Source organism: Pseudonocardia sp. GCM10023141 (assembly GCF_042653605.1).
On the sequence record NZ_JBHSIR010000080.1, the window covers coordinates 20,773 to 46,554 of the forward strand.

At 72.0% G+C, this 25,782-nt stretch carries 26 protein-coding genes and 1 pseudogene; 14 read left to right on the forward strand and 13 right to left on the reverse strand.

Annotation, left to right across the window (positions count from 1 at the left end):
- Positions 1-20: 20 nt before the first annotated feature.
- From ACFPFQ_RS43590 to ACFPFQ_RS43615, 6 genes are all read left to right on the forward strand, one after another.
- Positions 21-767 carry a maleylpyruvate isomerase family mycothiol-dependent enzyme gene (locus ACFPFQ_RS43590; protein WP_379629153.1) on the forward strand — a complete coding sequence of 249 codons (747 nt, stop codon included), beginning with the start codon at positions 21-23 and terminating at the stop codon, positions 765-767.
- A 99-nt stretch (positions 768-866) separates the two neighbouring features.
- Positions 867-3,218 carry an endopeptidase La gene (gene lon, locus ACFPFQ_RS43595; RefSeq protein WP_379629154.1) on the forward strand — a complete coding sequence of 784 codons (2,352 nt, stop codon included), beginning with the start codon at positions 867-869 and terminating at the stop codon, positions 3,216-3,218.
- A gap of 157 nt (positions 3,219-3,375) precedes the next feature.
- A complete protein-coding gene (locus ACFPFQ_RS43600; protein ID WP_379629155.1) occupies positions 3,376-4,770 on the forward strand; it encodes an FAD-binding oxidoreductase in 1,395 nt (464 codons plus the stop codon).
- Between the two features lie 38 nt (positions 4,771-4,808).
- Positions 4,809-5,270: a nitroreductase/quinone reductase family protein gene (locus ACFPFQ_RS43605; RefSeq protein ID WP_379629156.1), complete on the forward strand. Its 462-nt coding sequence runs from the start codon at positions 4,809-4,811 to the stop codon at positions 5,268-5,270.
- On the forward strand, positions 5,267-5,719 hold the full coding sequence (locus ACFPFQ_RS43610; RefSeq protein ID WP_379629157.1) for a TIGR03667 family PPOX class F420-dependent oxidoreductase: 453 nt from the start codon (positions 5,267-5,269) through the stop codon (positions 5,717-5,719). Before ACFPFQ_RS43605 ends, ACFPFQ_RS43610 begins: the two co-directional genes overlap by 4 nt.
- Positions 5,720-5,776: 57 nt before the next feature.
- Positions 5,777-6,403: a flavin reductase family protein gene (locus ACFPFQ_RS43615; protein ID WP_379629158.1), complete on the forward strand. Its 627-nt coding sequence runs from the start codon at positions 5,777-5,779 to the stop codon at positions 6,401-6,403.
- On the opposite strand, the gene purU is transcribed toward ACFPFQ_RS43615, so the two are convergent.
- Positions 6,397-7,290: a formyltetrahydrofolate deformylase gene (gene purU / locus ACFPFQ_RS43620; RefSeq protein WP_379629159.1), complete on the reverse strand. Its 894-nt coding sequence runs from the start codon at positions 7,288-7,290 to the stop codon at positions 6,397-6,399. The genes ACFPFQ_RS43615 and purU overlap by 7 nt on opposite strands.
- Positions 7,291-7,384: 94 nt before the next feature.
- Here purU and ACFPFQ_RS43625 point away from each other — a divergent pair, with 94 nt between their 5' ends.
- A complete protein-coding gene (locus ACFPFQ_RS43625; RefSeq protein ID WP_379629160.1) occupies positions 7,385-8,596 on the forward strand; it encodes an MFS transporter in 1,212 nt (403 codons plus the stop codon).
- On the opposite strand, the gene ACFPFQ_RS43630 is transcribed toward ACFPFQ_RS43625, so the two are convergent.
- The gene (locus tag ACFPFQ_RS43630; protein ID WP_379629161.1) at positions 8,565-9,071 is read right to left on the reverse strand and encodes a DUF2505 domain-containing protein; all 507 of its coding nucleotides are present in this window, start codon (positions 9,069-9,071) and stop codon (positions 8,565-8,567) included. The two genes, ACFPFQ_RS43625 and ACFPFQ_RS43630, sit on opposite strands and share 32 nt — an antisense overlap.
- A 24-nt stretch (positions 9,072-9,095) precedes the next feature.
- On the opposite strand from ACFPFQ_RS43630, the gene ACFPFQ_RS43635 reads away from it, so the two are divergent.
- Together ACFPFQ_RS43635 and ACFPFQ_RS43640 are read left to right on the forward strand one after the other, a co-directional pair.
- A complete protein-coding gene (locus tag ACFPFQ_RS43635; protein ID WP_379629162.1) occupies positions 9,096-10,133 on the forward strand; it encodes a UDP-N-acetylmuramate dehydrogenase in 1,038 nt (345 codons plus the stop codon).
- Positions 10,134-10,235: 102 nt separating this feature from the next.
- Complete coding sequence (locus tag ACFPFQ_RS43640; protein WP_379629163.1) at positions 10,236-11,417, forward strand: L,D-transpeptidase; 1,182 nt, start codon at positions 10,236-10,238, stop codon at positions 11,415-11,417.
- On the opposite strand, the gene ACFPFQ_RS43645 is transcribed toward ACFPFQ_RS43640, so the two are convergent.
- From ACFPFQ_RS43645 to ACFPFQ_RS43660, 4 genes and pseudogenes are all read right to left on the reverse strand, one after another.
- Positions 11,320-11,877, reverse strand: a complete 558-nt coding sequence (locus ACFPFQ_RS43645; protein WP_379629292.1) for an AMP-binding enzyme — start codon at positions 11,875-11,877, stop codon at positions 11,320-11,322. The genes ACFPFQ_RS43640 and ACFPFQ_RS43645 overlap by 98 nt on opposite strands.
- A 23-nt stretch (positions 11,878-11,900) precedes the next feature.
- Positions 11,901-12,895 (reverse strand): annotated as a pseudogene (locus tag ACFPFQ_RS43650) (AMP-binding protein); the annotation flags it as partial.
- 134 nt (positions 12,896-13,029) lie between these two features.
- A complete protein-coding gene (locus ACFPFQ_RS43655; protein WP_379629164.1) occupies positions 13,030-13,944 on the reverse strand; it encodes an SDR family oxidoreductase in 915 nt (304 codons plus the stop codon).
- A 62-nt stretch (positions 13,945-14,006) separates the two neighbouring features.
- A complete protein-coding gene (locus ACFPFQ_RS43660) occupies positions 14,007-14,630 on the reverse strand; it encodes a TetR/AcrR family transcriptional regulator (RefSeq protein ID WP_379629165.1) in 624 nt (207 codons plus the stop codon).
- Between the two features lie 125 nt (positions 14,631-14,755).
- Here ACFPFQ_RS43660 and ACFPFQ_RS43665 point away from each other — a divergent pair, with 125 nt between their 5' ends.
- On the forward strand, positions 14,756-14,989 hold the full coding sequence (locus tag ACFPFQ_RS43665; protein WP_379629166.1) for a hexameric tyrosine-coordinated heme protein: 234 nt from the start codon (positions 14,756-14,758) through the stop codon (positions 14,987-14,989).
- Positions 14,986-15,432 carry a MarR family winged helix-turn-helix transcriptional regulator gene (locus ACFPFQ_RS43670; protein ID WP_379629167.1) on the forward strand — a complete coding sequence of 149 codons (447 nt, stop codon included), beginning with the start codon at positions 14,986-14,988 and terminating at the stop codon, positions 15,430-15,432. The genes ACFPFQ_RS43665 and ACFPFQ_RS43670 overlap by 4 nt, the downstream gene beginning before the upstream one ends.
- 3 nt (positions 15,433-15,435) lie before the next feature.
- On the opposite strand, the gene ACFPFQ_RS43675 is transcribed toward ACFPFQ_RS43670, so the two are convergent.
- A complete protein-coding gene (locus ACFPFQ_RS43675) occupies positions 15,436-16,170 on the reverse strand; it encodes an SDR family NAD(P)-dependent oxidoreductase (RefSeq protein WP_379629168.1) in 735 nt (244 codons plus the stop codon).
- Between the two features lie 26 nt (positions 16,171-16,196).
- Positions 16,197-16,448 carry a DUF2530 domain-containing protein gene (locus ACFPFQ_RS43680; protein ID WP_379629169.1) on the reverse strand — a complete coding sequence of 84 codons (252 nt, stop codon included), beginning with the start codon at positions 16,446-16,448 and terminating at the stop codon, positions 16,197-16,199.
- A gap of 55 nt (positions 16,449-16,503) precedes the next feature.
- Here ACFPFQ_RS43680 and ACFPFQ_RS43685 point away from each other — a divergent pair, with 55 nt between their 5' ends.
- Positions 16,504-17,760 (forward strand): MFS transporter, encoded by a 1,257-nt coding sequence (locus ACFPFQ_RS43685; protein WP_379629170.1) that lies wholly within the window; start codon positions 16,504-16,506, stop codon positions 17,758-17,760.
- Positions 17,761-17,892: 132 nt separating this feature from the next.
- On the opposite strand, the gene ACFPFQ_RS43690 is transcribed toward ACFPFQ_RS43685, so the two are convergent.
- The 5 genes from ACFPFQ_RS43690 to ACFPFQ_RS43710 all read right to left on the reverse strand — a co-directional run bounded on the left by ACFPFQ_RS43690 (position 17,893) and on the right by ACFPFQ_RS43710 (position 24,212).
- Positions 17,893-18,801 (reverse strand): glycoside hydrolase family 16 protein, encoded by a 909-nt coding sequence (locus ACFPFQ_RS43690; protein ID WP_379629171.1) that lies wholly within the window; start codon positions 18,799-18,801, stop codon positions 17,893-17,895.
- A 66-nt stretch (positions 18,802-18,867) separates the two neighbouring features.
- Positions 18,868-20,694 (reverse strand): glycoside hydrolase family 16 protein, encoded by a 1,827-nt coding sequence (locus ACFPFQ_RS43695; RefSeq protein ID WP_379629172.1) that lies wholly within the window; start codon positions 20,692-20,694, stop codon positions 18,868-18,870.
- Positions 20,695-20,761: 67 nt separating this feature from the next.
- Entirely contained in the window at positions 20,762-21,484 is a 723-nt protein-coding gene (locus tag ACFPFQ_RS43700; protein ID WP_379629173.1) for a hypothetical protein, read from the reverse strand.
- Positions 21,481-22,443: a hypothetical protein gene (locus ACFPFQ_RS43705; protein WP_379629174.1), complete on the reverse strand. Its 963-nt coding sequence runs from the start codon at positions 22,441-22,443 to the stop codon at positions 21,481-21,483. The genes ACFPFQ_RS43700 and ACFPFQ_RS43705 overlap by 4 nt, the downstream gene beginning before the upstream one ends.
- Before the next feature lie 263 nt (positions 22,444-22,706).
- The gene (locus ACFPFQ_RS43710; protein ID WP_379629293.1) at positions 22,707-24,212 is read right to left on the reverse strand and encodes a glutamate--cysteine ligase; all 1,506 of its coding nucleotides are present in this window, start codon (positions 24,210-24,212) and stop codon (positions 22,707-22,709) included.
- Between the two features lie 172 nt (positions 24,213-24,384).
- Between ACFPFQ_RS43710 and ACFPFQ_RS43715 the strand changes: the two genes are divergently transcribed.
- Both ACFPFQ_RS43715 and ACFPFQ_RS43720 read left to right on the forward strand, forming a co-directional pair.
- Positions 24,385-25,194, forward strand: a complete 810-nt coding sequence (locus tag ACFPFQ_RS43715; protein WP_379629175.1) for a TrmH family RNA methyltransferase — start codon at positions 24,385-24,387, stop codon at positions 25,192-25,194.
- Positions 25,195-25,201: 7 nt separating this feature from the next.
- Positions 25,202-25,777, forward strand: a complete 576-nt coding sequence (locus ACFPFQ_RS43720; RefSeq protein ID WP_379629176.1) for a DUF2537 domain-containing protein — start codon at positions 25,202-25,204, stop codon at positions 25,775-25,777.
- The last annotated feature ends 5 nt before the right edge of the window (positions 25,778-25,782 follow it).

Genomic DNA, 25,782 nt, shown 5'->3' on the forward strand with positions numbered 1-25,782 from the left:
CTGCGGTGGTTGGGTCGGTCATGGCCTCACATCCCGCAGTCACCGCGTTGCGTCGCTCCCACGACAACCTCCAGGCACTCGTCGCACCGCTGACCCCCGATCAGGTGCGGGACCGCTCGTACGCCTCGGAGTGGTCGATCGCCCAGGTGCTTTCGCACCTCGGTTCGGGTGCGGTCATCGGTTCGCTCAACCTCGACGCCCTGCTCGCCGACCGGCCTGCACCCGGGCGCGAGCAGTACGAGGCTGTGTGGGACGAGTGGAACGCCAAGACCCCCGATGCCCAGGCCGCCGACGTGCTGCCCGCCGACGAGCGGCTCGTGGCCGGCTACGAGGCGCTCGACGACGACCGGCTCGCCGCGCTGCGCACGACCCTGGGTCCGATGGAGCTCGACGGCCCGGGGATGGTGCGCATGCGCCTCTCCGAGCACGCGCTGCACACCTGGGACGTCGCTGTCGCGCTGGACCCGGCTGCCGTGGTCGAGCCGCTGGCCGTCACGCAGATCGTCGACAACCTGGCCATGATCGTCGGGTTCGCGGCCAAGCCGCTCGACGCCGCGGAGCGGATCGTGGTGGCGACCACCGCGCCCGAGCGCCGGTTCGTGCTCGACTCGGCCGAGCGCGTGACGCTGGCGCCCGCGACCGACGACGACGGCCCGGCCGGTGTCACGTTGCCTGCCGAAGCGCTCGTCCGGCTCGTCTACGGGCGGCTGGAGCCGACGGGTGACCAGGCGATCGACCGGCTGCTGGGGATGTTCCCGGGCTTCTGATCGGCGTTGAGTCGAGGGCGCTCAAGGTTCCTGAGTTCGCTGGCAGCGTATTTACTTGAGCGCTGGAATGAGTTCAACGGTGTAAGCGTTGGGCAGGACATGACAGAGACGCTGAAGCTGCCGGTGCTTCCGCTCGCCGACTCGGTGGTGCTGCCCGGCATGGTCGTTCCCGTCCGGCTCGACCAGCCGGAGATCCAGGCAGCGGTTGACGCAGCTCAGAGCGTTGAACCGCGCAAGGTCCTCATCGTTCCCCGCCTCGACGGCAAGTACGCCGCCGTAGGCACGATCGCCGTCCTCGAGCAGGTCGGCAGGCTCCCCAGCGGGGAGAAGGCAGCCGTCGTGCGTGGCGAGGGCCGCGCACGGATCGGGTCCGGAGTGACCGGACCCGGTTCGGCACTCTGGGTGGAGGCCGAGCCCGTCGACGAGACGGTGAGCGCTCCCGGACATGCCGCCGAGCTCGCCAAGGAGTACAAGGCACTGGTCATCGGCATCCTGCAGCAGCGGGGTGCCTGGCAGGTGATCGACTCCGTCCAGCAGATCACCGATCCCGGCCAGCTGGCCGACACCGCGGGCTGGGCGTCCTACCTCGACCTCGAGCACAAGGCCGAGCTGCTCGCCGAGATCGACGTGGTGAAGCGCCTGGAGCTGCTCATCGAGTGGACGCGCGCGCACGTTGCCGAGCAGGAGGTCTCCGAGAAGATCTCGGCCGACGTCCGTGAGGGCATGGAGAAGACCCAGCGTGAGTTCCTGCTGCGCCAGCAGTTGGCCGCGATCCGCAAGGAGCTGGGCGACGACGAGCCCGAAGGTGCCGACGACTACCGCACCCGAGTCGAGAACGCCGACCTGCCCGAGGAGGTGCGCAAGGCCGCGCTGACCGAGGTCGGGAAGATGGAGCGCGCCTCCGACCAGAGCCCCGAGGTCGGCTGGATCCGCACCTGGCTCGACACCGTCCTCGACATCCCGTGGAACGAGACCACCACCGACAACGACGACCTGGTGGCCGCGCGGGCGATCCTCGACGCCGACCACGCCGGTCTCGACGACGTCAAGGAGCGGCTGATCGAGTTCCTGGCCGTCCGTTCGCGGCGCGACCGCAAGGGCCTCGGCGCCGTCGGTGGCCGTGGTTCCGGTGCCGTGCTCTCGCTCGTGGGTCCTCCCGGCGTCGGCAAGACGTCGCTGGGGGAGTCCGTGGCGCGGGCCATGGGCCGCAAGTTCGTCCGGGTCGCGCTGGGTGGCATCCGGGACGAGGCCGAGATCCGGGGCCACCGGCGCACCTACGTCGGTGCGCTGCCCGGTCGCATCGTCCGGGCCATCCGTGAGGCGGGCTCGATGAACCCGGTCGTGCTGCTCGACGAGATCGACAAGGTCGGCAGCGACTTCCGTGGTGACCCCACGGCGGCGCTGCTCGAGGTGCTCGACCCGGCGCAGAACCACACGTTCCGCGACCACTACCTCGAGGTCGACCTCGACCTGTCCAACGTGCTGTTCCTGGCCACCGCCAACGCGTTCGACACCATCCCCGGCCCGCTCCTGGACCGGATGGAGGTCGTCACGCTCGACGGCTACACCGAGGCGGAGAAGATCGCGATCGCTCGCGACCACCTCCTCCCGCGGCAGATCGAGAAGGCCGGCCTGGAGCCGTCCGACGTCGAGTTCACCGAGGTCGCACTCGGTATGATCGCCGCCGAGTACACCCGGGAGGCCGGCGTCCGGCAGCTGGAGCGGAGCCTCGCGAAGGTCCTGCGCAAGGCCGCCGTCAAGCTCGACAGCGCAGATGCACGCTCCGCTGACGCTCCGCGTGGCGGCACCGAGTCGCCGATCCACATCGACGCCGACGCGCTCGTCACGTTCCTCGGCAGGCCCCGGTTCACCCCGGAGTCGGCGGAGCGCACCTCGGTGCCCGGCGTGGCCACCGGCCTCGCGGTCACCGGAGCGGGCGGCGACGTCCTGTTCATCGAGGCAACCTCGATGGAGGGCGAGCCCGGCCTGATCCTGACCGGTCAGCTCGGTGACGTCATGAAGGAGTCCGTCTCGATCGCGCTGAGCTACCTGCGGTCGAAGGGGCTCGCCGGTGACCTGGCCTCGAAGAAGCTCCACGTCCACGTGCCCGCGGGTGCTGTCCCGAAGGACGGCCCGTCGGCAGGCGTCACGATGACGACGGCGCTCGCGTCGCTCGCCACCGGACGCCCGGTGAAGTCGTCGGTCGGTATGACCGGTGAGGTCACGCTGCAGGGCAAGGTGCTCCCGATCGGTGGGGTCAAGCAGAAGCTGCTGGCCGCACACCGCGCCGGGCTCACCGACGTGATCATCCCGAAGCGCAACGAGCCCGACCTCGACGACCTGCCCGACGAGGTCCGCAACGGGCTGCGGATCCACCCGGTGGCCGATGTCTCCGAGGTGCTGGAGCTCGCACTGGAGCCGGCCGTGGCGGAGGTCACCGCCGCAGCCTGACGAAGGGAAGGCTCAGGGTCGCAGCCTGACGGGTTAGGGGAACGGGTGGTCGTAGGCCTTCGGGCGCGCGGCCACCCGTTTCGCGTATCAGGGGACCGGGCAGCGTGCTCTCAGCCTCAGGAGGGCGTCGGACGACGTGCTCGTCAGGAGGACAGACATGACTTCCACGGTCAGCGGGGGCGTCGAGGCACTGCGAACCGCGATGGGCGGTGCGGTGCTCGATCCTTCCGATCCCGGCTACGACGCGGCGCGCGCGGTGTGGAACGCCGCCATCGACCGGCGTCCCGCGGTGATCGCCCGGTGCAGCTCGGCGGCCGACGTGTCCACGGCCATCGGCTATGCGCAGGCCACCGGCCTGGAGATCGCCGTCCGCTGCGGCGCGCACAGCATGTCGGGCGCGTCAACCGTCGACGGTGGGCTGGTCGTCGACCTGAGCGGGATGCGCGACGTCACGGTGGATCCGCAGGCCCGGCGCGCCCGGGTGGCCGGTGGCGCGCTGCTCGCCGACGTCGACGCGGCCACCCAGGCGCACGGGCTCGCGGTACCGCTCGGCGCGATCGGTCACACCGGTGTCGGCGGGCTCACCCTCGGCGGCGGCATGGGATGGCTGACGCGCCAGGCCGGGCTGAGCATCGACAACCTGGTCTCGGCGGAGGTGGTCGTCGCGGACGGGCGGATCCTGCGCGCGTGCGCGGACGAGAACGCTGAGCTGTTCTGGGCGATCCGGGGTGGCGGCGGCAACTTCGGGGTGGTCACGGAGTTCGAGTTCCGGCTCCACGAGGTCGGACCGATGCTCGAGTTCGGACTGCTGTTCTGGGGTGTCGACCAGGCCGCCGAGGCGTTGCGGGTGGTTCGGGAGGTGCTGGCGGAGCTGCCGCGGTCGATGAACGGCATCGTCGCCGGGATGAGCGCTCCGCCGGAGCCGTTCGTGCCGGAGCAGTTCCACTTCCGGCCCGGGTTCGCGCTGATGCTCGCGGGTTTCGGTGACCCGGCCGAGCACGCCCGCGTCGTCGCCCGCCTGCGGGAGGCCGTGCCGCCGCTGTTCGAGCACGTGTCCCCGATGCCGTACGTCGCGCTGCAGCAGATGATCGACGAGGCGAACGCGTGGGGCCGGCACAACTACGAGAAGTCGACGAACATCGAAGCCCTCACCGATGGTGTGATCGAGGTCCTGACCGAGCACGTGTCGCTGCGGAGCTCACCCCTCTCGATCTTCCTGCTCTACCGGCTCGACGAGGCCTACGCCGATGCTGACGCGGACGCCACGGCCTTCGGGGGATCCCGGATACCGCAGTTCGCCATGTTCACCGTCGGGGTGTCCTTCTCCGCGGAACAGCTCGTCGCGGAGCGGAACTGGGTCCGCGGGCTCTGGGACGCGATGCAGCCGCACAGCCTCGGCGTCGGCTCCTACGTCAACGGGATGACCGAGCAGGAGGAACACCGGGTGCTGGCCGCCTACGGTCGGACGAAGTACGACCGGCTGGCGCGGATCAAGCGCGAGTACGACCCGGCCAACGTGTTCCACCGCAACATCAACATCAGGCCGGCCTGATCGGGAGGCCCTGGACCGGGGGGACCGTCGTGCGCCACATGATGCACCGCGTCGCCAGGCGGCTGGCCGCCTCGCAGCTGGTGGTGCGGGTGTTCGGCCCGCTCATCCACCGCATCGACCGGTCGGTGCCGATGACGCAGTGGCTCTCCGGCATGCCGGTGGTGCAGCTGACCACCACCGGAGCGCGCACCGGGCAGCGGCGCACCGTCTCGATCGTCGGCATCGGTACCCCGGACGGGGTCGAGGTGGCTGGGGGCAACGGTGGTGCGCTCCGCCACCCGGCGTGGTGCCTGAACCTGCGCGCCGATCCGCATGCGCTGCTGCGGATCGGCCGCCGGGAGAGCCCGGTCGTGGCGCGCGAGCTGACCGGCGCCGAGCGGGATCGGGCATGGGCACGCAGTCTCGCCGTCCACCCGGACGGCGCCGCCTACGTGACCCGCGCGGGTGGGCGCCTCATCCCGATCTTCCGGTTGGAGCCCGTGGGCGGGAATGCCGGGTGAGGCCCGGCGTTGCGATGGCCATGCCCTTCGCACTGCCCGATCCCACCACCGAGTTCGGTGCCCGTGTCACCCGCCGCCTCGACGAGTCCGTCGTGGCCTGGTTGACCATCGTCGACGCCGCCGGCACGCCGCAGCCCGCGCCCGTCTGGTTCGTCTGGGACGGGGAGACGGCCCTGGTCCACAGCCACGGCGAGGCCAGGCGCCGCACCCACCTGCGTGCCAACCCCAAGGTGGCGCTGCACCTCGACAGCGACGAGGGCGGTGACGTCATCGTGCTCACCGGGAACGCCGAGGTGGACGCGACGGCGCCGCCGATGCACGGGAACCCGGCCTACGTGGCCAAGTACGGCGAGCGGATCGCCGCCGAGTCCTGGCAGACCCCGGAGAACTTCGCCGCGATCTACTCGGTACCGGTGCGGTTCCGGCCGCAGCGGGTCCGGGGTCACTGAGTCCGGGGTCACTGAGTTCGGCGGGCACCGAACCGTTCCGCTCCTACCGTGGTGGACATGATCACCACCGCTCGCGAGGAGCACCTGACGATCAGCCCGTCGATCCTCTACTTCGGCACGCCGGTGGTGCTGCTGTCCACCGTCAACCCGGACGGCAGCGCCAACCTCGCGCCGATGTCGTCGGCGTGGGCACTCGGGCAGACGGTGGTGCTCGGTACCGGCGCCGAGGGTCGGACCAGCCAGAACCTGCTCGAACGGCCCGACGTCGTGATCAACCTGCCGGCGCCGGACCAGTGGGCGGCCGTGGAGCGGCTGGCCCCGCTCACCGGCCGTGATCCCGTGCCGGCCGCCAAGAGCGCCGTGTTCCGGTTCGAGCCGGACAAGTTCGCGGCGGCGGGGTTGACGCCGGTGCCGTCGGAGCTGGTGGCGGCACCGCGGGTGGGGGAGTGCCCGCTGCAGCTGGAGGCCCGCGCGGTGCGGGTCGGCCCGGACGTCAGCGGCAGCTTCCTGATCACCGAGGCCGAGGTCGTGCGGGTGCACGCCGACCCGCGGATCGTCGTGCCGGGCACGTCCCACGTCGACCCGGCGGCCTGGAGCCCGTTGATCTACAACTTCCGGCACTACTTCGGGCTCGGCGCCGAGCGCGGGCACTCGTTCCGCTCGGAGACGCCGAACCGTCAGTGAAAGACGACCGTCTTGTTGCCGTGCACCAGCACCCGGTCCTCCAGGTGCCAGCGCAGCCCGCGGGAGAGCACCAGCCGCTCCGCGTCGCGGCCACGCCGCACCATGTCGACGGCGGTGTCGCCGTGGTCGACGCGGATCACGTCCTGCTCGATGATCGGCCCGGCGTCGAGGTCGGCCGTGACGTAGTGGCAGGTGGCGCCGATGAGCTTGACGCCGCGGGCGTACGCCTGGTGGTAGGGCCGGGCCCCGACGAACGACGGCAGGAAGCTGTGGTGGATGTTGATCGCCCGGCCGGCCCACTCGGTGCACAGCTGCGGTGGGAGGATCTGCATGAACCGCGCCAGCACGATGGCGTCGGGGTCGTGCTGGTCGACCAGACCGCGCAGCTCGTCGAAGGCCTTCGCCTTGTCGCCCGCGGTGGCGCCGGAGCCCGCCTTCGGGAACGCCACGTGGTGGAACGGCACGCCGTGGGCCCGCACGATGTCACCGAGGGTGTCGTGGTTGCCGATCACGGCGGCGAGCTGGACGGGCAGCTCCCCTGCGGTGACGCGCCCGAGCAGGTCGTGCAGGCAGTGCGGCTCCTTGCTGACGAGCAGCACGGCGCGTTTGGGCACGCCGGTGTCGGTGACCCTCCAGGTGGCCTGGCCGCCCAGCTCGGCGGCGAGCGCGGCGAACCGGGAGCGCAGCTCGTCGGCGTCGAACGGCAGCGAGCCGGCGCGCACGACCTGGCGCGTGAAGAACCATCCCGTGTCCGGGTCGGAGTGGTAGCCGGCCTCGACGATCCAGCCGCCGGCGTCGGCGAGGAAACCGGCGATCCGGGCGACGATGCCGGTGGTGTCGGGGCAGCTCAACGACAGCACGTAGCGGCGTTCGGCTTCGGGGTCCACGCGGCCATCGTCGCACCTCACCCGATCGGTGTTGCGGAGTGGATCGCCTCACTGCACCGCTCCCGCCGGCACCTCCGCGGCGCATGATCGACGGGTGACGATCGAGAACCCGGTCCGGACCCGGCGGCGTGCGATCGCCGCGATGACGTTCGCCACCGGCGTGATCATCGCCAACAACTACTACGCCCAGCCGCTGGAGGCGGCTCTGGCGGAGGCGTTCGACGCCGGGACGGCCGCGGTCGGTGCGGTGCTCACGCTCATCCAGCTGAGCTTCGCCGCGGGGCTCGCGCTGCTGGTGCCGCTGGGCGACCTCCTGGAGCGGCGCCGGCTGGTCGCCACGATGCTGGCGGTCACGGTGGCCGCGATGGCGACGATCGCGCTGGCCCCGGCGCTGGGCGTGCTCGCCGCCGCGGCCGCGCTGGTCGGGCTGACGACCGTGTCGGCCCAGGTACTGGTGCCGTTCGCGGCGCACCTCGCGCCCGATGGCGGGCAGGGCAAGGCGGTCAGCACCGTCATGAGCGGGCTGCTCATCGGCATCCTGTGCTCGCGGGTGATCGCGGGGCTCGTCGCTGAGGTCATCGGCTGGCGGGCGGTGTTCGGCATCGGGGCCGGTCTCACCGCGGTCGCCGCGGTCCTGCTGTGGCGCACGCTGCCGGTGCAGCCACCGGCCACGCGGATGGCGTACCCGGCGCTGCTGCGCTCGGTGCTGAGCCTGATCCGCGAGGAGCCCGTGCTGCGCTGGCGGATGGCGTTGAGCGGGCTCGCCTACGCCGCGTTCGGCGCGGTGTGGACCGTCGTGGGATTCGTGCTCGCCCGCCCGCCGCACGATCTGTCCGAAGCGCAGATCGGGCTGTTCGCGCTGTTCGGTGTGGGCGGCGCCGCCGGCGCGCTGCTGGTGGGACGGCTCGCTGATCGCGGGTGGGCCCATCGGGTGGTGGGTGTCGCGCTCGCGGTCGAGGCGCTGTCGTTCGTGCCGCTCGCACTCGGCGCGGGATCGCTGGTCGCGCTCGCGATCGGGCTGGTGCTGTTCGACCTCGGTGTCCAGGCGGCCCACGTCGGCAACCAGACGATCATCTACCGGCTCCGCCCCGAGGCCCGCAGCCGGCTCACGTCGGCCTACATGACGGTGTTCTTCCTCTGCGGCGCGCTCGGCAGCGGGCTCTCGACCTGGGTCTACAGCAGCGGGGGCTGGCCGGGTGTGACGGCGCTGGGCGCCGCGTTCCCGACCGCAGGGTTCCTGCTGTGGCTGGTGGACGCCGCCCGGCGGCGGCGCGTCAGCTCCGGGACGTCAGCCACTCCTGCATGAACGCGGCCTCGGCGGCGAGCAGGTTCTGCACCTGCTCGGCGACGATCGACTCGACCCGACCGCCGAAGAGCGGCACGTTGACGGTGACGGTGGCGCGCACGAGGAAGTCGCTGCCACCCGCGGTCACGTCCCGCAGCCGCATCGCGCCCGCGGCCGAAGCCGGGGTGGAGGGGATCGACACGCTCGTCTCGCCGCCGTAACCACCGGCGTCGAGGGGCTTCCAGCTCTCGGTGCGCTCGATCACGAGCGGGTTGGGCAGCATGCCCCGGACGATGGACGGGAGGTCCTTCGCGTCCAGGCCGTGGCGGATGGTGTAGCGGACGCCGCCGGCGGCTGCGGCGTGGTTCACCAGCGCCGCTCCCGGGCCACCGATCTGGGCGAGGCGGGCCCTGATGAAGTCGGGGTCGACCGTGGTGGCGAAGACCTCGTCCGCGGGGAACGTCGACGCGGACCGGTAGTCGATCTGGCTGGCCATCAGCGGAGGCTACCGTTGACGCCCGTGACTGCTCCCGATGTGGCCACCTCGCTCGCCGCGCTCACCACGCTGCGGCTCGGGGGCCCCGCCCGCCGGTTCGTCGAGGCCGACACCGCCGCCGAGGTCGTCGAGGCCGTCCGCAGCGCCGACGCCGCCGGCGAACGGCTGCTGCTGCTCGGCGGTGGCTCCAACGTGGTGGTGTCCGACGACGGCTGGCCCGGCACGGTCGTGCGGGTGGCGAGCACCGGTCGCCGGGTCGACCGCCGCCCGGACGGCAGCCTGCTGCTCACCGTCGAAGCAGGAGCCGGCTGGGACGACGTGGTCGCGGGCTGCGTCGCCGACGGGATCGGCGGGCTGGAGTGCCTGTCCGGGATCCCGGGCCGCACCGGGGCCACCCCCGTGCAGAACGTCGGCGCGTACGGCGTCGAGGTGGCGGAGCTGATCGTCGACGTCGACCTCTACGAGCGGCGGACCGGCACGGTCCGCGAGCACGTCCCGGTGGCCGAGCTGGGGCTCGCGTACCGCACCAGCGCGCTGAAGGGTCGCTCGGACGCCGTGGTGCTGCGGGTCCGGTTCGTGCTGCCGGGAGATGACCGCAGCGCGCCGATCCGCTATGCCGAGCTGGCCAGGACGCTCGGCGTCGCGGCGGGGGAGCGCGTACACACCGCCACGGCCCGGGCGGCCGTGCTGCAGCTGCGCCGCGACAAGGGCATGGTGCTCGACGAGGACGACCACGACACCTGGAGCGTGGGGTCGTTCTTCACCAACCCGGTCGTGGCCGAGTCCGAGGCGCCGCCGGACGCGCCACGCTGGCCCGCGGGGGCCGGGATGGTCAAGCTGCCCGCCGCCTGGCTCATCGAGCACTCCGGCTTCACCCGGGGCCGGCCGGGCCCCGGCGGCCGGGTCGGGCTGTCGTCACGGCATGTGTTGGCCCTCACGAACCGCGGTGGCGGCCGTACGGTGGAGCTGCTTGCCCTCGCAGCCGACATACGTTCGTCCGTTTGCAGCACGTTCGGGGTGGTTCTCGTCCCTGAACCAGTGCTGGTCGAATGCGCGCTGTAACCGGCGCGTACGGTGGGTCGGGTGTCGCGGTCGGGGGCCGAGGCAACCGATGAAGGGGCTGGACGTCCCTGGTTCGGGACGTTCTGTGAGGAGACGACGACTGTGCGACGGATCCTGCTGGTGCTGGCGGTGATACTGGTCGGTTCATTGGGCGTGGTGACAGCGGCCACGGCGGCAAACGGTCAGCTGGCCACACCTCTGTCGGCCGCTCCGGCGCCGATACTCGAGCCGGCTGCTGCCGTGACGTACACGCCCGCGGCGGGAGCCACGGGCGTCGACCCGAAGACCGCCGCAACCGCTACCGTGCGTGACGGAACCTTCGATCAGGTCACGCTCACGGGCAAGGACGGAAAGGTCGTCAAGGGGGCCCTCAACGCCGACAAGACGAGCTGGACGAGTTCCGGTCCGCTGGCGGCGGGTGGCACCTACACCTGGGGTGGCGCGGCGGTCGGCAGGGACGGCAAGCAGGTCCCGCTGACGGGCTCGTTCAGCATGGTCGCGCCGTCGAAGGTGATCCGCGGCACGCTGAACATCGGCGACGGTCGCGTCGTCGGCGTGGCGGCCCCGTTCCGCATCCAGTTCAACGGCCACGTCGAGGACCGTGCCGCGGTGGAGCGGGCGTTGAGCGTCACCACCTCCGCGCCCGTCGAGGGCTCGTGGGGCTGGCTGCCCGACGAGGGCGGCGGCTCGCGCGTCGACTACCGCACCAGCGCCTACTGGCCGGCCAACACCACCGTCACCGTGTCCGCCAAGCTCGGTGGCGTCGACTACGGCGGCGGTGCGGTCGGTGCGGCCGACATCACCAGCACCTTCCAGATCGGTCGCTCGCAGATCGTGAAGGCGGACGTCAACAGCTTCCGGATGATCGTGATCCGCGACGGCCAGCAGGTGGCCAACTACGCGGCGAGCTACGGGCTGGGCGCCGACCCGAACCGCAACACGCGCTCGGGCATCCACGTGGTGAGCGAGAAGTTCACCGACCAGCGGATGGTCAGCCAGCAGTACGACTACGACGTGGTCGAGAAGTGGGCCGTGCGGATCAGCAACAACGGGGAGTTCGTGCACGCCAACCCGGCCTCGGCCGCGTCACAGGGCAGCGCGAACGTCACCCACGGCTGCGTCAACCTGTCGCTCGACGACGCCAAGGCCTACTACGACACCGCGATGTACGGCGACCCGGTCGAGGTCACCGGCACCCCGGTGCAGCTCTCGGCCAAGGACGGCGACATCTGGGACTGGACGATGTCCTACGACCAGTGGAAGGGCCTGTCCGCGCTGAAGTAGCTCCTCGGCCGAGGCTCGCCTCCTCGCGCAGGGTGTACTTGCGGATCTTGCCGGAGCTCGCGGTCGGGAACGCGTCGACGAAGCGCCAGATGCGCGGCACCTTGTGGCGCGCGAGCCGCTTGCGGGCCCACTCGACCAGTGCCGCCTCGTCGGGCACGGTGGCCTCGCGCGGCCGGATCGCCGCGCCGACCTGCTCGCCCAGTGCGGGTCGGGTATCCCCACCACGGCGACGTCGGCGACATCGGGGCGACCGAGCAGGACGTCCTCGATCTCGCGCGGGAAGGCGTTCTCCCCGCCGCGGATGATCATCTCCTTGAGCCTGCCCTCGATGCGGCAGTAGCCGCGCTCGCCCATGCTCGCGAGGTCGCCGGTGTGCAGCCAGCCGTCGCCGTCGATCGTCGCGGCGGTCTGCTCCGGCGCGTCGAAGTAGCCGGCCATGACGTGGTAGCCACGGGTGCACATCTCGCCGACGGTGCCGGGGGGCACCGGGGTGCGACGGTCGATCGGGTCGAGGACCGCGACGTCGATGCCGGCCAGTGGTCGCCCCAGTGTCGATGTCCGATCGTCGGTGGCGTCGGTGACGGGGTCGGTCATCGTGATCCCCGGCGATGCCTCCGTCTGGGCGTAGATGATCGCCATCGGCACCCCGAGCGTCTCCTCGACGCGTCGCACGAGCCCGGGCGGGACGGTCGCACCGCCGGAGAGCGCGAGCCGGACCGATGAGTGTCGGTGCCCGCGAGATCGGGGTGATCGAGCACCGCGAGCAGCATCGTCGGCACGCCGCCGACCATCACGCTGCGCTCCTCCTCGACGAGGCGCAGGTAGAGCGCCGGGTCGAACCACGGCTGCAGGACGTGGGTGGACAGGGTCGCCATCGGAGCCAGCGTCGCCAGTACCGATCCGGCGGTATGGAACAGCGGCATGACGTTGAGCACGGCGTCCCCGGGCCGCAGCCCGAGCAGGGTGTCGTAGGACAGCCGCGCGTTGTTGACCTGGCCGCGGTGGCGCAGCACCGCGCCCTTCGGAACCCCGGTCGTGCCCGACGTGTACCGGATCTGGACCGGGTCGTCGGGAGTGACCTCGGGCAGGGTGGTCGTGGGGTCGCCGGACCGGGCGAAATCCGCCCGGTCGTCGAACAGCACGGCCTCGCGCAGCCCCGGTAGATCGGCACGCAGACCGGCCACGGTGTCGGCCATCGGGCTGCCGCGGTACTCCCGCCGCAGGAAGAGCCCGGCCGCCCGGGACTGCCCCAGCACGTGGGCGAGCTCGTCGCGCCGCAATGCCGGGTCGACCGTGACCAGCGTGAGCCCCGCGAGCGCTGCGCCGGTCTGCAGCAGGATCCATTCGGGGATGTTGTTGGCCCACACCGCGACCCGCTCGCCGGGGCGCCAGCGGCTCAGCAGCGCACGGGCGCCCGATTCCGCCTCGGCGGGCAGTTCCGCATAGGTCCAGCGCCGCCGCTCGGCCCGGTCCGGCACCCCCTCGCCCAGCGCGACCGTGTCGGGTGCCAGCGCGACGGCCCGCCGCAGGAACGTTCACACGGCGTGCTCACCGACCCGCTCGGCGCCGACCCGGGTCCAGAGCGACCGGCCCGGGGTCATCCCGCTCGGTGTCACGCTCCCTTCCCGCCGATGGCCACACGGGAGGGCGCGCCGTCCCAGCGGCCGTCGATCCACATCGGCTCGGTGGGCCGCTCACCCGTGACCCAGTAGGAGTCGAGGTCGGCGTCGGTCCAGCCGCGCTCGCGCAGCACGTCCTCGTCGGTGACCGCCCGGCCGGTGAAGGAGGACGGTTCGCTGGCCAGGATCTGCATCGCGGCGTCGACGTAGATGTCGGGTGAGCGCCACTGCGCGCGACTGCCCATCTTGTCGCTTCCCCAGTTGAGCGTCGCGGCCGTCTCGATCGGGGTGACGGGCCACAACGCGTTGGCGGCGACGTTGTCATCGACGTGCTCGGCCGCGATCCCGAGCGCGATCCGCGTCATCCCCATCTTCGTCGTCATGTAGGCGGACTTGCCCGGTGTCGGGCCCGTCGAGATCGCCGGGCTGTTGGTCAGCACGTGGCCCCACCCCTGGCGGACCATGTGGGGCAACGCGTAGTAGGCCCCGAGGTAGGCCGCCCGCACGTTGACCTGCCACATCAGGTCGTACCGGCGCGGTGGGGTGTCGACGACGTTCTCCCACCACAGCGCCCCCGCGTTGGCCACGACGATGTCGACCCGGCCGAACTCCTCGACGGTCCGCCCGATCAGCGCCTCCACCTCCTCGGCGTGGCGGACGTCGGTGCGGACGGCGAGTGCCCGGGCGCCGAGTGCCGTCGCCTCGGCCGCGACGCTGTGGATCGTGCCGGGCAGTGCCGGGCTGTCGGTCTCGCTCTTCGCGGTCACCACGACGTCGGCGCCCGCGGCGGCGAGCGCGAGAACGAGGGCGCGGCCGATGCCACGGCTGCTGCCGGTGACGACGGCGACGCGACCGGCCAGCGCGTCGGGGCCGGGACGTGCGGCGATGCGAGCAGGGGAGGGGTCCATAACAAACGTTATAGAGTCTGTGGGGTCGGTGCGCAAGGCTGTCCGGCCGGTTTCCCCGAGTGTCAGCTGGGGGTGTCGGGGCGGCGCAGCCCGCCCAGCAGGGCGTTGATGGCGACGGTGTAGCGCGTCTCGGCGTCGCCCTCGGGTGCGTTACCGGTCAGCTCGAGCAGGACGAGCCCGTGACCGGCGGCCCACAGCACGTGCGCGGCGTCCTCGGTGGTCGCGGTCAGCGGCGTCCGCGCGCCCCAGCGGCGGACGGCGTCGACGAACTGCGCGTAGTTCGTTCGCGCATGCTCCCGGCTCGACTCCGACGGCACGAAGTCGGGAACCGGCCGGCCGAACATGACCTGGTAGTACTCGGGATGGGCGAGCGCGACCGTGCGGTAGGCGAGGCACATCGCGCGGACGTCGGCCTCCGGGTCGTCGGTGACGGCGATGTTCTGGGCGCCGTGCAGTCGCTGGAACCCCTCGACGTAGAGCGCGTCGAGCAGGCCCTTCTTGCCGTCGAAGTAGTGGTAGACGGCCATCGTGGAGCAGCCGGCATCGGAGGCGATCCGCCGGACCACGAGCCCGCCAGGGCCCTCCGTGGCGAGCAGCCTGGCCGCTGCGGCCAGCGTTGCCGCACGCAGCCCACCCGGCTCGGGGTCCGGATCGGATGCCGGGCGGGAAGGGGTGGGGCGAGCCATGGTCTGGAGATCCTAGGGCGCGCTGTGGAGTCGACCCTGTGGTGTCGACCCTGTCGATCCGGTCCGGGCCGTGCTAGTTTTCGACTCTGCACTAATCATTTCTGAACTAACTAGTTGGAGGCGCCATGACCACCACCATCGCTGCCGGCATGCTCATCACCGAGACCGCCGAGGAAGGTCGCGAGCTCGCGATCAAGCTGGCCCGATCGTCGATCAAGGCCACGCAGCCCGACGCCGACGTGCGCAAGGCGCTCCGGCCGGACTACGCAGGCAGCGCTACGGACCTGATCGCGGTCGCGCAGGTGATCGCCACCGAGTTCGCCACGGTCGCCGCCGCCAATGGATACTGGCGCCGGTGATCGATGAGTCGGCGGCCCGGATGGCGGAGCAACCCTGCTTCGCCCTCTACGGCACGGTCAACGCCATCACGCGGGCGTACCGCCCGCTGCTCGATCCGCTGGGCCTGACGTACCCGCAGTACGTCGTGATGATGCTCCTGTGGGAGCACGACGAGATCGATCTTCGGACGTTGGCCGAACGCGCCCGGCTCGACCCGGCCACGCTCACACCGATCGTCAAACGACTCGAGCAGAAGGACCTCCTGCAGCGCATGCGCTCGACGATCGACGAACGCCGCCTCGTGATCACCGTCACTGCCGCGGGTCGTGAGCTGCAGGAGCGGGCCCGTACCGTGCCCGACGAGATGGTCTGCAAGGTCGGGATCACGCCGGACCAGGCCGCGACGCTGCAGGCGCTGTGCACACAGATCGTCGCGACGCTGGCCGCGGACGGCGCGTCCTGAGAGCTACTCCCGATGGGCCCGGGTGGCACTCGCCTGTGCCCGCGGCTTGAGCACGATCTGGTCGATGTTGACGTGGCTCGGACGCGTGGCGGCGAACGCGATCGTCTCGGCCACGTCGTCGGCGGTGAGCGGCGTGATGCCCTGGTAGACGCCGTCGGCCCGCCCGGCGTCGCCCTCGAAGCGCACGAGCGAGAACTCCGTCTCGACCATGCCCGGCAGGATCTCGGTGAGCCGGATGGGCTGGCCCAGCAGCTCGCCGCGCAGCGTCCGGTGCAGCATCGCCTGCGCGTGCTTGGCCCCGGTGTAGCCGGCGCCGTTGTCGTAGAACTCCACGGCCGCGATCGACGTGATCGTGATGATGTGCCCGTCGCCGGAGGCCAGCAGTGCCGGCAGCAGCGCCTTCGTGACGCGCAGCGTGCCCATCACGTTGGTCTCGAACATCCAGCGCCACGCGTCCTCGTCGGCCTGCGCCACCGGCTCGAGGCCCTTGGCGCCGCCGGCGTTGTTGACCAGCAGCCTGGCCGGTCCCGCCGCCGCCGCGAACGCCGTGACGGAATCGGCGTCGGTGACGTCCAGTGGCAGGGCGGTGCCGTCGATCTCGCGGGCGATCTCGGCGCAGCGCTCGACCCTGCGGGCTCCGAGCACGACGTGGAAGCCGGCCTTGGCCAGCGCGCGGGCGGTGGCGGCGCCGATGCCGGAGCTGGCTCCGGTGACGACGGCGGTGGGGCGATCGGTCATGCCTCGACCCTATGCGCTGCGCCGCGTCACTCCACGCCGGTCTGCGCCGTTCGTGACCCGCGCCGCACCGCCGCCCGCTGCCAGGAGAAGACGCCGTAGCCGAAGCCGCCGAGGATCGTGCCGGCGACGCAGGTGGTGAACCAGATGTCGAGGGGCCTGCCGGCGAACAGCCAGGCCGCGAGCAGGCCCAGTACCCCGAGCAGCCACAGCGCGGTGCCGACGGCGGCCACCGCGCTGGCGCGGCTGAGGCGCGCCGGGAGCGCAGGAGGGTTGACCACGGGACCAGCCTAAACCGGGCGAGCCCCCGAGTTACTTGCTGTAAGCTAACTTCAAGTGAGCGCCGTCCTGGAGTCCAAGTCCGACGGCGGGATGTTCGCCTCGCTGCGCGTCCCCAACTACCGGCTCTACGCCGGTGGCCAGATCGTTTCCCTGATCGGCACCTGGATGCAGCGGGTGGCTCAGGACTGGCTCGTGCTCGACCTCTCCGGGGGCAGCGCGGCCGCGCTCGGGGTCGCCGCGGCGCTGCAGTTCTCGCCGACACTCGTGCTGTCGCTGTGGGGCGGGGTGCTGGCCGATCGCCTCGACAAGCGCCGGGCGCTGCTCGTGCTGCAGGTGGCGATGGGCATGTGCGCGCTCGCGCTGGGGCTCGCCGTCGTGACGGGCACCGTCGCGCTCTGGCACGTCTACGTCCTGTGCGCGCTGGTCGGCTGCTTCTCCGCGCTCGACGTGCCCGTGCGCCAGTCGTTCGTGTCGGAGCTCGTGGGGACCGAGCAGGTCGGCAACGCCGTTGCGCTCAACTCGCTGACGTTCAACCTGGCCCGGATCGTCGGCCCGTCGGTGGCCGGGGTCATGATCGCGGCTGTCGGCACCGGCTGGGTCTTCCTGATCAACGCCGTGAGCTACGCCGGGGTCGTCACCGCCCTCGCGCTGATGAACACCGCGGGGCTGCAGCGGACCGAGCCGGTGCCACGCGCTCCCGGGCAGCTGCGGGAGGGGCTGCGCTACGTGCGCGGTCGCCCGGACCTGATGGCCGTGCTGCTGCTCGTGTTCCTCGTCTCGGCGTTCGGGATCAACTTCTACCTGACGGTGCCGGTGCTGGTCCGCAGCGTCTTCGGGCTCGGGGCCGAGTCCTACGGCCTGCTCACCACGCTGCTCGCCGCCGGTTCCGTGCTCGGGGCGGTGCTGGCTGCCCGTCGGACCGCTCAGCCGCGACTGCGGCTCGTGATCGGCTCGGCACTGGCGTTCGGGGTGCTGGTGACGGCGCTGGGGCTGATGCCGACCTTCGCGCTCACCGGGGTGATGATCGTGCCGGTCGGGCTCGCCACGCTGACGTTCACCACGGCGGCCAACAGTGCGGTGCAGCTGTCGGTGGACCCGACGCTGCGCGGGCGTGTCATGGGGCTCTACATCCTGCTGTTCCTCGGCAGCACGCCCGTCGGGGCGCCGCTGCTGGGGTTGCTCGCGGAGCGGTTCGGCGGCCGCGCTCCGCTCGTGCTGGGCGGCGCCGTGACGGTGGTCGCGGTGCTCGTGGTGACGGCGGTGCTCGCTCGTCGCACCAGGGGGTTGCGCCGCGAGGCGAGGTTAGGCTAACCTATACAAGTCGCTTCGTGGTGGGAGCGGCGCGTCAGTTCGGGAAACGGTATCGGGGCCCTGGCCATCAAGCCAGGGCCCCGATCCGCGTTTCGGCCCGCAACCCCGGTTGATTCGGGTGGATCCGGGTGATCAGACCCCGTAGATGCGCACCCAGTCGATCTGTAGCTGCACCTGTGGCGGTGTGGTGGCGTCCAGCGCCGGGATCCAGTCGTCGCCGTAGGGACCGACGTCCTGCTGGATCGCGAGGTGCATCGGCCGTGGCGGCAGCTGCGCCTTGTCGGTGGTGCGGAAGATCTCCTGGCCGTCGATGAAACCGGCGATGTGGTCCGGTGTCCACTCGACGGCGTAGTTGTGCCACTGGGTGAAGTCGCCAGGGACCGAGGCACCGTTCTGATCGTTGTTGTCGCCGAAGTGCAGGACGAAGTTGGACTCCTTGCGCTCCGGCTTCGGGATCTCCATGAAGTCGACCTCGCCGCCCTGCGGCCAGTCCTCGGCGTCGGGCCAGAGCAGCATCACAGCGCCGTAACCGGTGCCCACCTGCGTCTTGGCGCGCACCTCCCAGCGCCCGTACATCTGGCCGGGGGCCCACGACATGCCGCCGGACCGGGTGCCGTGGCTGGTGATCGAGAAGATGCCGTCCGCCACCGAGAGGTTCTTCGGGTCGTGCTGACCGGTGCCACCGGTGGTCTTGCCGCTGTAGGGCTGCCAGTGGGCGGTGCTGAGCGCGGTGCCGTCGAACTCGTCGTTGGCGATCATCGGCCAGTTGAACCGCACAGCGGCCTCGGTGTCGTTGCGCGTGCTCGGATCGAGCGTGGCGCGACCCTGCGGGTGCTGGGGATTGCCCGGACCGGTGGCGGCCGGCTTCGGTGCGGCGGCGGTGTTCTCTGGCGGGGTGCCGCCGCGCACGACCGAGATCCCGATGGCGAGCAGTGCCACGACACTGGCCAGGCTCAGCACCACCAGCACGGCCCGCCGGCGTCCCTCGGGAACCGGTGGAGGGGGCGGCGTCGGGGTGGAGAGCTGCTGGGTTTCGGACACGATCGGTACGGTAGGCAACCGCGACTGTGTTCACGCTGAGAGCAGATGCTGCTCCATCCGTGGTGGTCATCCCCAGGAGAAGAGCCTCCTGATCACGTTGCGTACCGGGGTGGTGTCGGTGTCGCCCTGGTCGTCGGAGCTCTGGGCGGTGCCCTGGTTGCGGCCCTGACCGCTGCCCTGGTTGCCGGTCGTGTTCCCGCCCTGGTTTCCCTGGTTGCCGGTGCTCTGGTTGCCGGATCCGCTGCTGCCGGCGCCGGAACCGTCGACCGCGTACTGCCGCACCCAGTCCACCTCCATCGTGGACTCCTGCGGGGTGCCGCCCTCGGGGAACCAGTCGAACTGGATGCAGAGGTGCATCGGGCCTGGGGGGAACATCTTGGTGTCGGTGGTGCGGTACCACTCCTCGCCGTCGAGGTAGGTCGTGATGGACTCAGGTGTCCACTCGAGCGCCCAGTTGTGCCACTGGGTGGCGTCGACCTGCACCTCGCCGCTGTCCTGCGAGTTGTCGGCTCCGTAGTGCAGGAACATGTTGGTGCTCTGGCGATCGGCGCCCATCATCTCCATGAAGTCGACCTCGCCGCCCGACGGCCAGTCCTCCGCGTCGGGCCACAGCAGCATCAGCGCGTGGTAGGACGGATCGGACTTCGGGGCGCGCACCCGCCCCTCCCACCGGCCGTACTTCTGACCGGGGTTCCAGGCCATGCCGGCGGTGGTGCCCGACGAGTCGCCCGTGATCGTCATGATCCCGTTGTCGAGCGAGACGGCCGACGGGGACCGCGTGCCCTGGCCGTTGTGGCCCGCGCCGTCGTAGATGCTCCACTGACCCGCGCCGGAGCTGAAGTCGTCCTCGCGGTCGGGAGTGCCCCAGCCGAACTTCTGGGCGGCCGTGGTGCCGTCACCCGTACTGGTGGCTCCACCGCCGGTGTTGTTGCCGCCGCCGGTGTTGCCGGCGCCGGTGTTGCCGGCGCTGCTGCCGCCGGAGCGGTTGTTGTCGGCACCGCTGCGGGTCTCGCCGCCGGTGCCGTTGTTGCCGGTGCCGGCGTCGTTGTTGCCATCGTCGTTGTTGTTGCCGTTGTTGCCGTTGCTGCCGTTGGCGGCGCCACCCCCGGTGTTGCTGCCCCTGGCGCCGTTGCTTCCGGTACCACCCGGGTTGTTGCCGCGGCTGCTTCCCCCGCCGGAGCTTCCCCCGCCGGAACTGTTGCCGCTACCGGTGTTGCTGCTCGTGCTGTTGCCGCCGGGCTCGGCGGTGCCGGAGTTGTTTCCCGGGTTGCTGCTGCCGGTGCCGCTCGCGCTGTTGGCACCCGAGTTGTTGGCACCCGAGCTGTTGCCGGAGTTGTTGCTGCCGGGCTTGTTGCTGCCGGAGTTCGTGCCGGAGTGACCGGTGCCGGTGCTGCCCGTTCCGCCGCTGCCGCCGGCGCCACCGGACCCGGTGGTGGCGGAGGGGGCGTTGCCGTTGTTGCCGGTTCCGGTGGAGGGGATCCGCTGGTTCCCGGTGTCCCCGCTCTGGTTTCCGGATGCGCCTGGAGCGGCGTTGCTGCCGGTTCCCGTGCCGCTGGCACCGGATCCGGTGCCGCCAGTGCCAGTGCCAGTGCCAGTGCCAGTGCCGGTGCCCGTGCCCGAGTTGCCGCCCGTGTTGGAGTTGCCCGAGTTGTTGTCGGTGCTGGTGCCGGTGCCGGAGTTGCCGGTGCTCGAGTTGCCGGTGCTCGAGTTGCCGGTGCCGGTGCCGGTGCCCGATGCCGGGGTGCCGTTCGCGGGTGCGCCCGGATCGAGGGTGATGACCTGCGGAGACCCGGCATCGCCGGTGCCGGTGCCGGGCGCGACGAGGATGACGACCACCGCGATCCCGGTCGACAGGTACTTCCGGATCAGCTCCTCGATCTCCTCGATGGTCATTCGGGGGTGCTCCTGTCGGATCAGTTGTTCCCGCCGGGGGAGCGGGGGTGCCGCTGGTGGTGCCGGGTCAGCCGGCGGCCGGCCCGTGTAGCCGGGCCGCCGGGGTGTCGAGCGAGCCGTCGATGTCGTCGTCGTCCAGCGCCGAGGGATCCGGCGCCGAGGGATCTGGTGCCGGTGCACGTGGTGCCGGGGCGTTGCGGACCCGCGGGTCGACCGCCTGCCGGGGCGCGTCGGCCCGCGGCAACCCGGCCGGGGCCGGCACGGCCACCAACTTGGGCCGCTGCGGTGCCGGCCGCTCGACGTCGAGGCCGTGCCAGAGCGTGATGGCGCGGGGCCGGGCGACCGGCGGGCGCGGGTGGTGCAGCTGGCCCGAGCGCAGCAGTGCCGCGGTGATGGCCCGCAGCGCGGCGGCGTAGGAGCGCAGCGACCGGGGGAGGTGCTCCACCGGGTGCCCGAGTACGGACGCGGCCTCGTCGAGCGACGGTTCGGGGCCCGTCCACGTCTCGACGAAGGGGATCAGCACGAGCGCGCCGAACCGGGCGTCGAGCGCGTGCAACCGGGGCAGCGGTGGGGGCGGCGCGGACGGTGCGAGCGCGACGGCGAGCACCGGCCGCAGGCCGGTTGGTGGGAACTCGAGTGCTCCGGCGAGCCGCAGCGACTCCGGCCGCGCCCCGCACACGACGACATCGGCGCCGCGCTCGCAGCGCCCACCGTCACGGCCGTGGAGGGCGGCCGCCACCGTACTGGTGCCCGCGACAGCCTCGAGCCCGGCGACGAGCGGCGGCCTCACCAGCCACCGCCGGGGTGCTGGTCGACGAGGGGGTCGTCGTCGGCGAGGGTGTGATCGTCGGGTGCGGGACCGGCCGAGACGGGTACGGGCGGCAGCTCACCGAGTGTCTCCTCCCATGCGTCGACGACGAGGCGACCGCCCTCCAGCGCCACGGGGACGCTCAGGCGGATCCAGTAGGACGCGAGGCTGCGCCAGCCGCGTCCGGTGGGTGCGGGTGCGACGGCGGGGGTGCCGGCGATGTCGGGTTCGGGTTCGGCCGCGGCGGGCTCGCCGCCGTGGTCGCCGACGGCACGGTAGGGCGTGACCCGGACCCGCACGTCGACGAGCACGCGCCCGTCGCCGTCGGGGCGGACACCGCCGGGGAGGGCGAACTCGGCACGTTGCCGGCCGCGTCCGGACCAGCCCAGCCGCGCCGGATCGCTGCCCGGCGTGGAGAGGTAGTCGACGAGCACGCAGCCGCGCCGTTCGGGGTCGTCCTGGTTCCACGACAGGTAGTCGACGGCGAACGCGCCCGCCAGCGCGGACGCCTCCGCCGCATCGGGCGTCGGAACCGTGCGCCGGCCACCCGCGCCGTAGCCTGCGGCCGCGATCGGCGGGAACCCGAAGGGATCGGTGGGCGGGTCGGCACGGGGATCGCGGTGCGCCGGTGGTGGCGCGTACCGGGAGCCGGCCGCACCACCGTCGTAGGGGCCGCCGTTGAACGCCGATCCGTTGCGGCCGGGCCCGTCGGGGTCGGGCTGGTGCATTGCGGCGGGCGGAGGGAGCGGGCGCTGGGGCACCGGCCGGGCGGCTCGGGTGGCCGGCCCGTACGAGGCCTCCGGCCACGGCACCCCGGCTCCGACGGGCGGGGGCGCGGCGGCCCATCCCGGGGGTGGCCCGGGGGCGGGCTGCGGATCGGCGGCATCGTCCTCGACGGCCGTGGGCCGGCCGAAGAGCCGGAAGCGGGCCACGGCGGTCACCGGAGACCGAACCGGGCGATCGGGCGCCGCGGGGGATGGATGGAGGGGCGTGCGGGCATGGTTCCCCCGTCTGCGGGCGCGCGGGATCAGCGCCTGCGGCGGGCGCGGCAGGCGCAGGACAACTGGCTGACCGGCGACGACGCGCTGTGCTCACCGTCGGAACGGCACCGACTGTAGGAGCGGGAGGGGGCTGCCCGTGGGCGAACGGGAGGAGAGTTTGCGATGGTGAACGTTGGCGATCGACCTGCGGTCCAGCGGGAGCGCTACGGCACCTGCCACGTGTGCACGGGCTCGTTGGCCGTGGAGTGCTCCAGGTAGCGCTCCAGCATCTCGTGCAGGGCCTGGGTGCGGTCGGCGCCGCGCGCCTCGAGCGCCGCGACCGTGTCGAGCTGCCACGCCGAACCGGTGCGGCGCGTGACGCAGCGGTTCTCGATCACCGACAGGTAGCGGTCGGTGACCTCGGCGGCCACCCCCCAGCGGGCGAGCCCCTCCGCGGCCTGCGGCAACAGCTTGCGCAGCACCAGCTCGTCGGGGCGGATCCAGCCGCTGCCGGGCCAGTACAGCGGCCCGTCCATGCCGTGGCGGGCGGCGGTGGTGAAGTTCTCCTCGACCGCCTCGAAGGACATCGAGCTCCACAGCGGGCGGTCGGCCTCCACCAGCACCCGCAGCAGCCCGTAGAAGAACAGCGCGTTGGCCACCATGTCCACCGCGGTGGGGCCGGCGGGCAGCACCCGGTTCTCCAACCGGACGTGTGGGACGCCGCCCGCGATGTCGTAGACCGGCCGGTTCCAGCGCCAGATCGTGCCGTTGTGCAGGCGCAGCTCGGTGAGCTCCGGTACCCCGCCGGCCTCGAGCTCGGCCATCGGGTCGGTGTCCTCGGTGACCGGCATCAGCCCGGGGAAGTAGCGTCCGTTCTCGGAGAACAGGTCGAGGATCGAGGTGATCCACCGCTCGCCGAACCACACGCGGGGCCGCACCCCCTGGTTGCGCAGCTCCACCGAGCGCACGTCGCAGGACTGCTCGAACAGCGGGACGCGCGTCTCGGACCACAGCCGCGAACCCAGCAGGAACGGAGAGTTGGCCCCGACGGCCAGCTGGACCCCGGCAAGGCACTGCGCCGCGTTCCAGTACGGGCCGAACGCATCCGGATGCAGCTGCAGGTGCAGCTGCATCGAGGTGCAGGCCGCTTCGGGGATGATCGTGTCGAAGGCGGCGGTGAGGTGATCGGGGGCCACGGCATGGCGGCCGCTGGCGTCGTCGCCGGTGATGTCGAGCCGGATCGGTTCGCCGCGGGCGGTGAGCATCTGCTCGTTGAGCATGCGGTATCGCTCATCGGGCGAGATCGCCCCGGCGTGCATGTGCTGCCGCTCGAGGGTGGGCAGGATCCCGATGACGGCGAGCTGCGCGCCGCAGTCGCGCGCCTTGGCCCGTGCCACCGCGAGCTCGTCCAGCAGCTGGTGCTCGAGGTGGCGCCACTGGTCACCGGGCAGCGGTCGCGGCGGCAGGTTCAGCTCGAGGTTCCAGCGGCCGAGCTCGGACTGGAACTCCGACGTGCCGATGGCGTCGAGCACGTCGGGGCCGGTGAGCGACGGCACGAGCGCGTCGTCGACGAGGTTGAGCTCGACCTCGATGCCGGTCATGGGCTCGTCGCGGGCGAACGGGTGATCGCGCAGCATCACGGCCAGGGTGTCGAGGCATTCCTGCACCTTCACCCGGTACCGCTGGCGGTCCCGCCGACTGAACGTGGTCCGGTCGACGTCCTGGCCCATGCGTGTGCTGCCTCCATTGCCCCCGGAGCGTGCCGGATCGCCGCCGTCGTGGTTCCAGACCTCGGCACAGGCCGGGCGGCTGTCCACCGTGACACACCCTGGGGGCTGCCGCTACGGCTGACCGGATGACGGCTCGCAGCGACATGATCGTGGCCTGGGACGATGCATCCCCGTGGCCACCATCACTCCCGTCGGCGACCCCGCCGACCCCCGCGTCGACGACTACCGCGACCTGACCGCGGCCGATCGCAGGCCGGACCGGCCGGGCGGACGCGGGCTCGTCATCGCCGAGGGGGTGGTGGTGGTGCGCAGGCTGCTGGACTCCCCGTTCCCGGTGCGCTCGCTGCTCGGGGTGCCGCGGCGGCTGGACGAGCTGGCACCCGACATCGCGGCGCTCGACGTGCCCGCCTACGCGGCCGACGCCGACACGATGGCCGCCGTCGTGGGTTTCCACCTCAACCGCGGCGTGCTCGCCGTCGCCGACCGGGCCCGACCGGTGGATGTCGCCGAGCTGGCCCGATCCGCCCGGGTGCTCGCCGTGCTGGAGGCCGTGAACGACCACGAGAACCTGGGTGCGCTGTTCCGCAACGCGGCGGCGCTCGGTGTCGACGGGGTGCTGCTCGGTCCGCGCTGCTCCGACCCCCTCTACCGCCGCAGCGTCCGGGTGTCGATGGGCCACGTGCTGCGGGTGCCGTTCGGGGAGCTGGCAGGTCCATGGCCGGCCGCGCTGGGCGTGCTGCGTGCGGCCGGGATGCGCGTGGCGGCGCTCAGCCCCGCCGGGTCGGTACCGCTGACGGAGTCCGGCCTGCGCGGCGAGCGGGTGGCGCTGCTGCTCGGCGCGGAGGGCCCCGGGCTGACGGCGGAGGCGCTGGCGGCCGCGGACGTCCGGGTCCGGATCCCGATGGCGTCGGGCGTCGACTCTCTCAATGTGGCAACAGCCGCCGCTGTGGCCTTCCACGAGATCGTGGCACCCGTAGGCTGAACCCGCGATGACGACGACGCCGGTGGGGGGCCGCGTGGTGCTCGGGGACCGACAGCCGGGTGATCCGACGCTGCCCGCCGAGCTCTCGTCCGCGCTGCAGGAGTGGGAGCGGTTCAGCGACTCCGTGGCCCGCGGCGGGCGGCCCGAAGAGGTCGATCTGCTGCGCCGCAGGGGACGTCAGCTCGCGTCCCGGGTGGCCGACGTGCTGGGCAGGCCGGTCGACTTCGCCGATCCGATCACCGGCGCCGTGGAGTCGATCAGGGTCGGGGCCCCCCGTCCGCTCCCGCAGCTCGCGGCTCGCCGGCCTGCCACGGAGGTGACCGGCCCGACACCCTGGGCCACCGGCCTCGCCCTGTCCGGGTTCTGCGCGGTGCTGTTCGCCCTCGGTGACGTGGTGCTCTGCCGGGCCTTCTCGGAGGCGTTCGGGCTGCTCTGGGTGCCGGCCAACCTGCTCGTCGGGCTCGGACTGGCGCCGTCGCTGTGGCTGGTGCGGCGGATGCCGCTGTGGCGCTGGCTCTCGCTCGGCGCCGCTACGGGTCTCGGTGCCGCGTGGCTCGTGCTCCTGCTGGCGCTGCTCGGGTAGGGCCG

Coding starts and splice junctions, on each gene's coding strand:
- ACFPFQ_RS43590 (WP_379629153.1), top strand. CDS start 21: ATGGCCTCACATCCCGCAGTCACCGCGTTGCGTCGCTCCCACGACAAC.
- lon (WP_379629154.1), top strand. CDS start 867: ATGACAGAGACGCTGAAGCTGCCGGTGCTTCCGCTCGCCGACTCGGTG.
- ACFPFQ_RS43600 (WP_379629155.1), top strand. CDS start 3,376: ATGACTTCCACGGTCAGCGGGGGCGTCGAGGCACTGCGAACCGCGATG.
- ACFPFQ_RS43605 (WP_379629156.1), top strand. CDS start 4,809: ATGATGCACCGCGTCGCCAGGCGGCTGGCCGCCTCGCAGCTGGTGGTG.
- ACFPFQ_RS43615 (WP_379629158.1), top strand. CDS start 5,777: ATGATCACCACCGCTCGCGAGGAGCACCTGACGATCAGCCCGTCGATC.
- ACFPFQ_RS43630 (WP_379629161.1), bottom strand. CDS start 9,071: ATGGCCAGCCAGATCGACTACCGGTCCGCGTCGACGTTCCCCGCGGAC.
- ACFPFQ_RS43655 (WP_379629164.1), bottom strand. CDS start 13,944: ATGGACCCCTCCCCTGCTCGCATCGCCGCACGTCCCGGCCCCGACGCG.
- ACFPFQ_RS43660 (WP_379629165.1), bottom strand. CDS start 14,630: ATGGCTCGCCCCACCCCTTCCCGCCCGGCATCCGATCCGGACCCCGAG.
- ACFPFQ_RS43665 (WP_379629166.1), top strand. CDS start 14,756: ATGACCACCACCATCGCTGCCGGCATGCTCATCACCGAGACCGCCGAG.
- ACFPFQ_RS43675 (WP_379629168.1), bottom strand. CDS start 16,170: ATGACCGATCGCCCCACCGCCGTCGTCACCGGAGCCAGCTCCGGCATC.
- ACFPFQ_RS43695 (WP_379629172.1), bottom strand. CDS start 20,694: ATGACCATCGAGGAGATCGAGGAGCTGATCCGGAAGTACCTGTCGACC.
- ACFPFQ_RS43710 (WP_379629293.1), bottom strand. CDS start 24,212: ATGGGCCAGGACGTCGACCGGACCACGTTCAGTCGGCGGGACCGCCAG.
- ACFPFQ_RS43720 (WP_379629176.1), top strand. CDS start 25,202: ATGACGACGACGCCGGTGGGGGGCCGCGTGGTGCTCGGGGACCGACAG.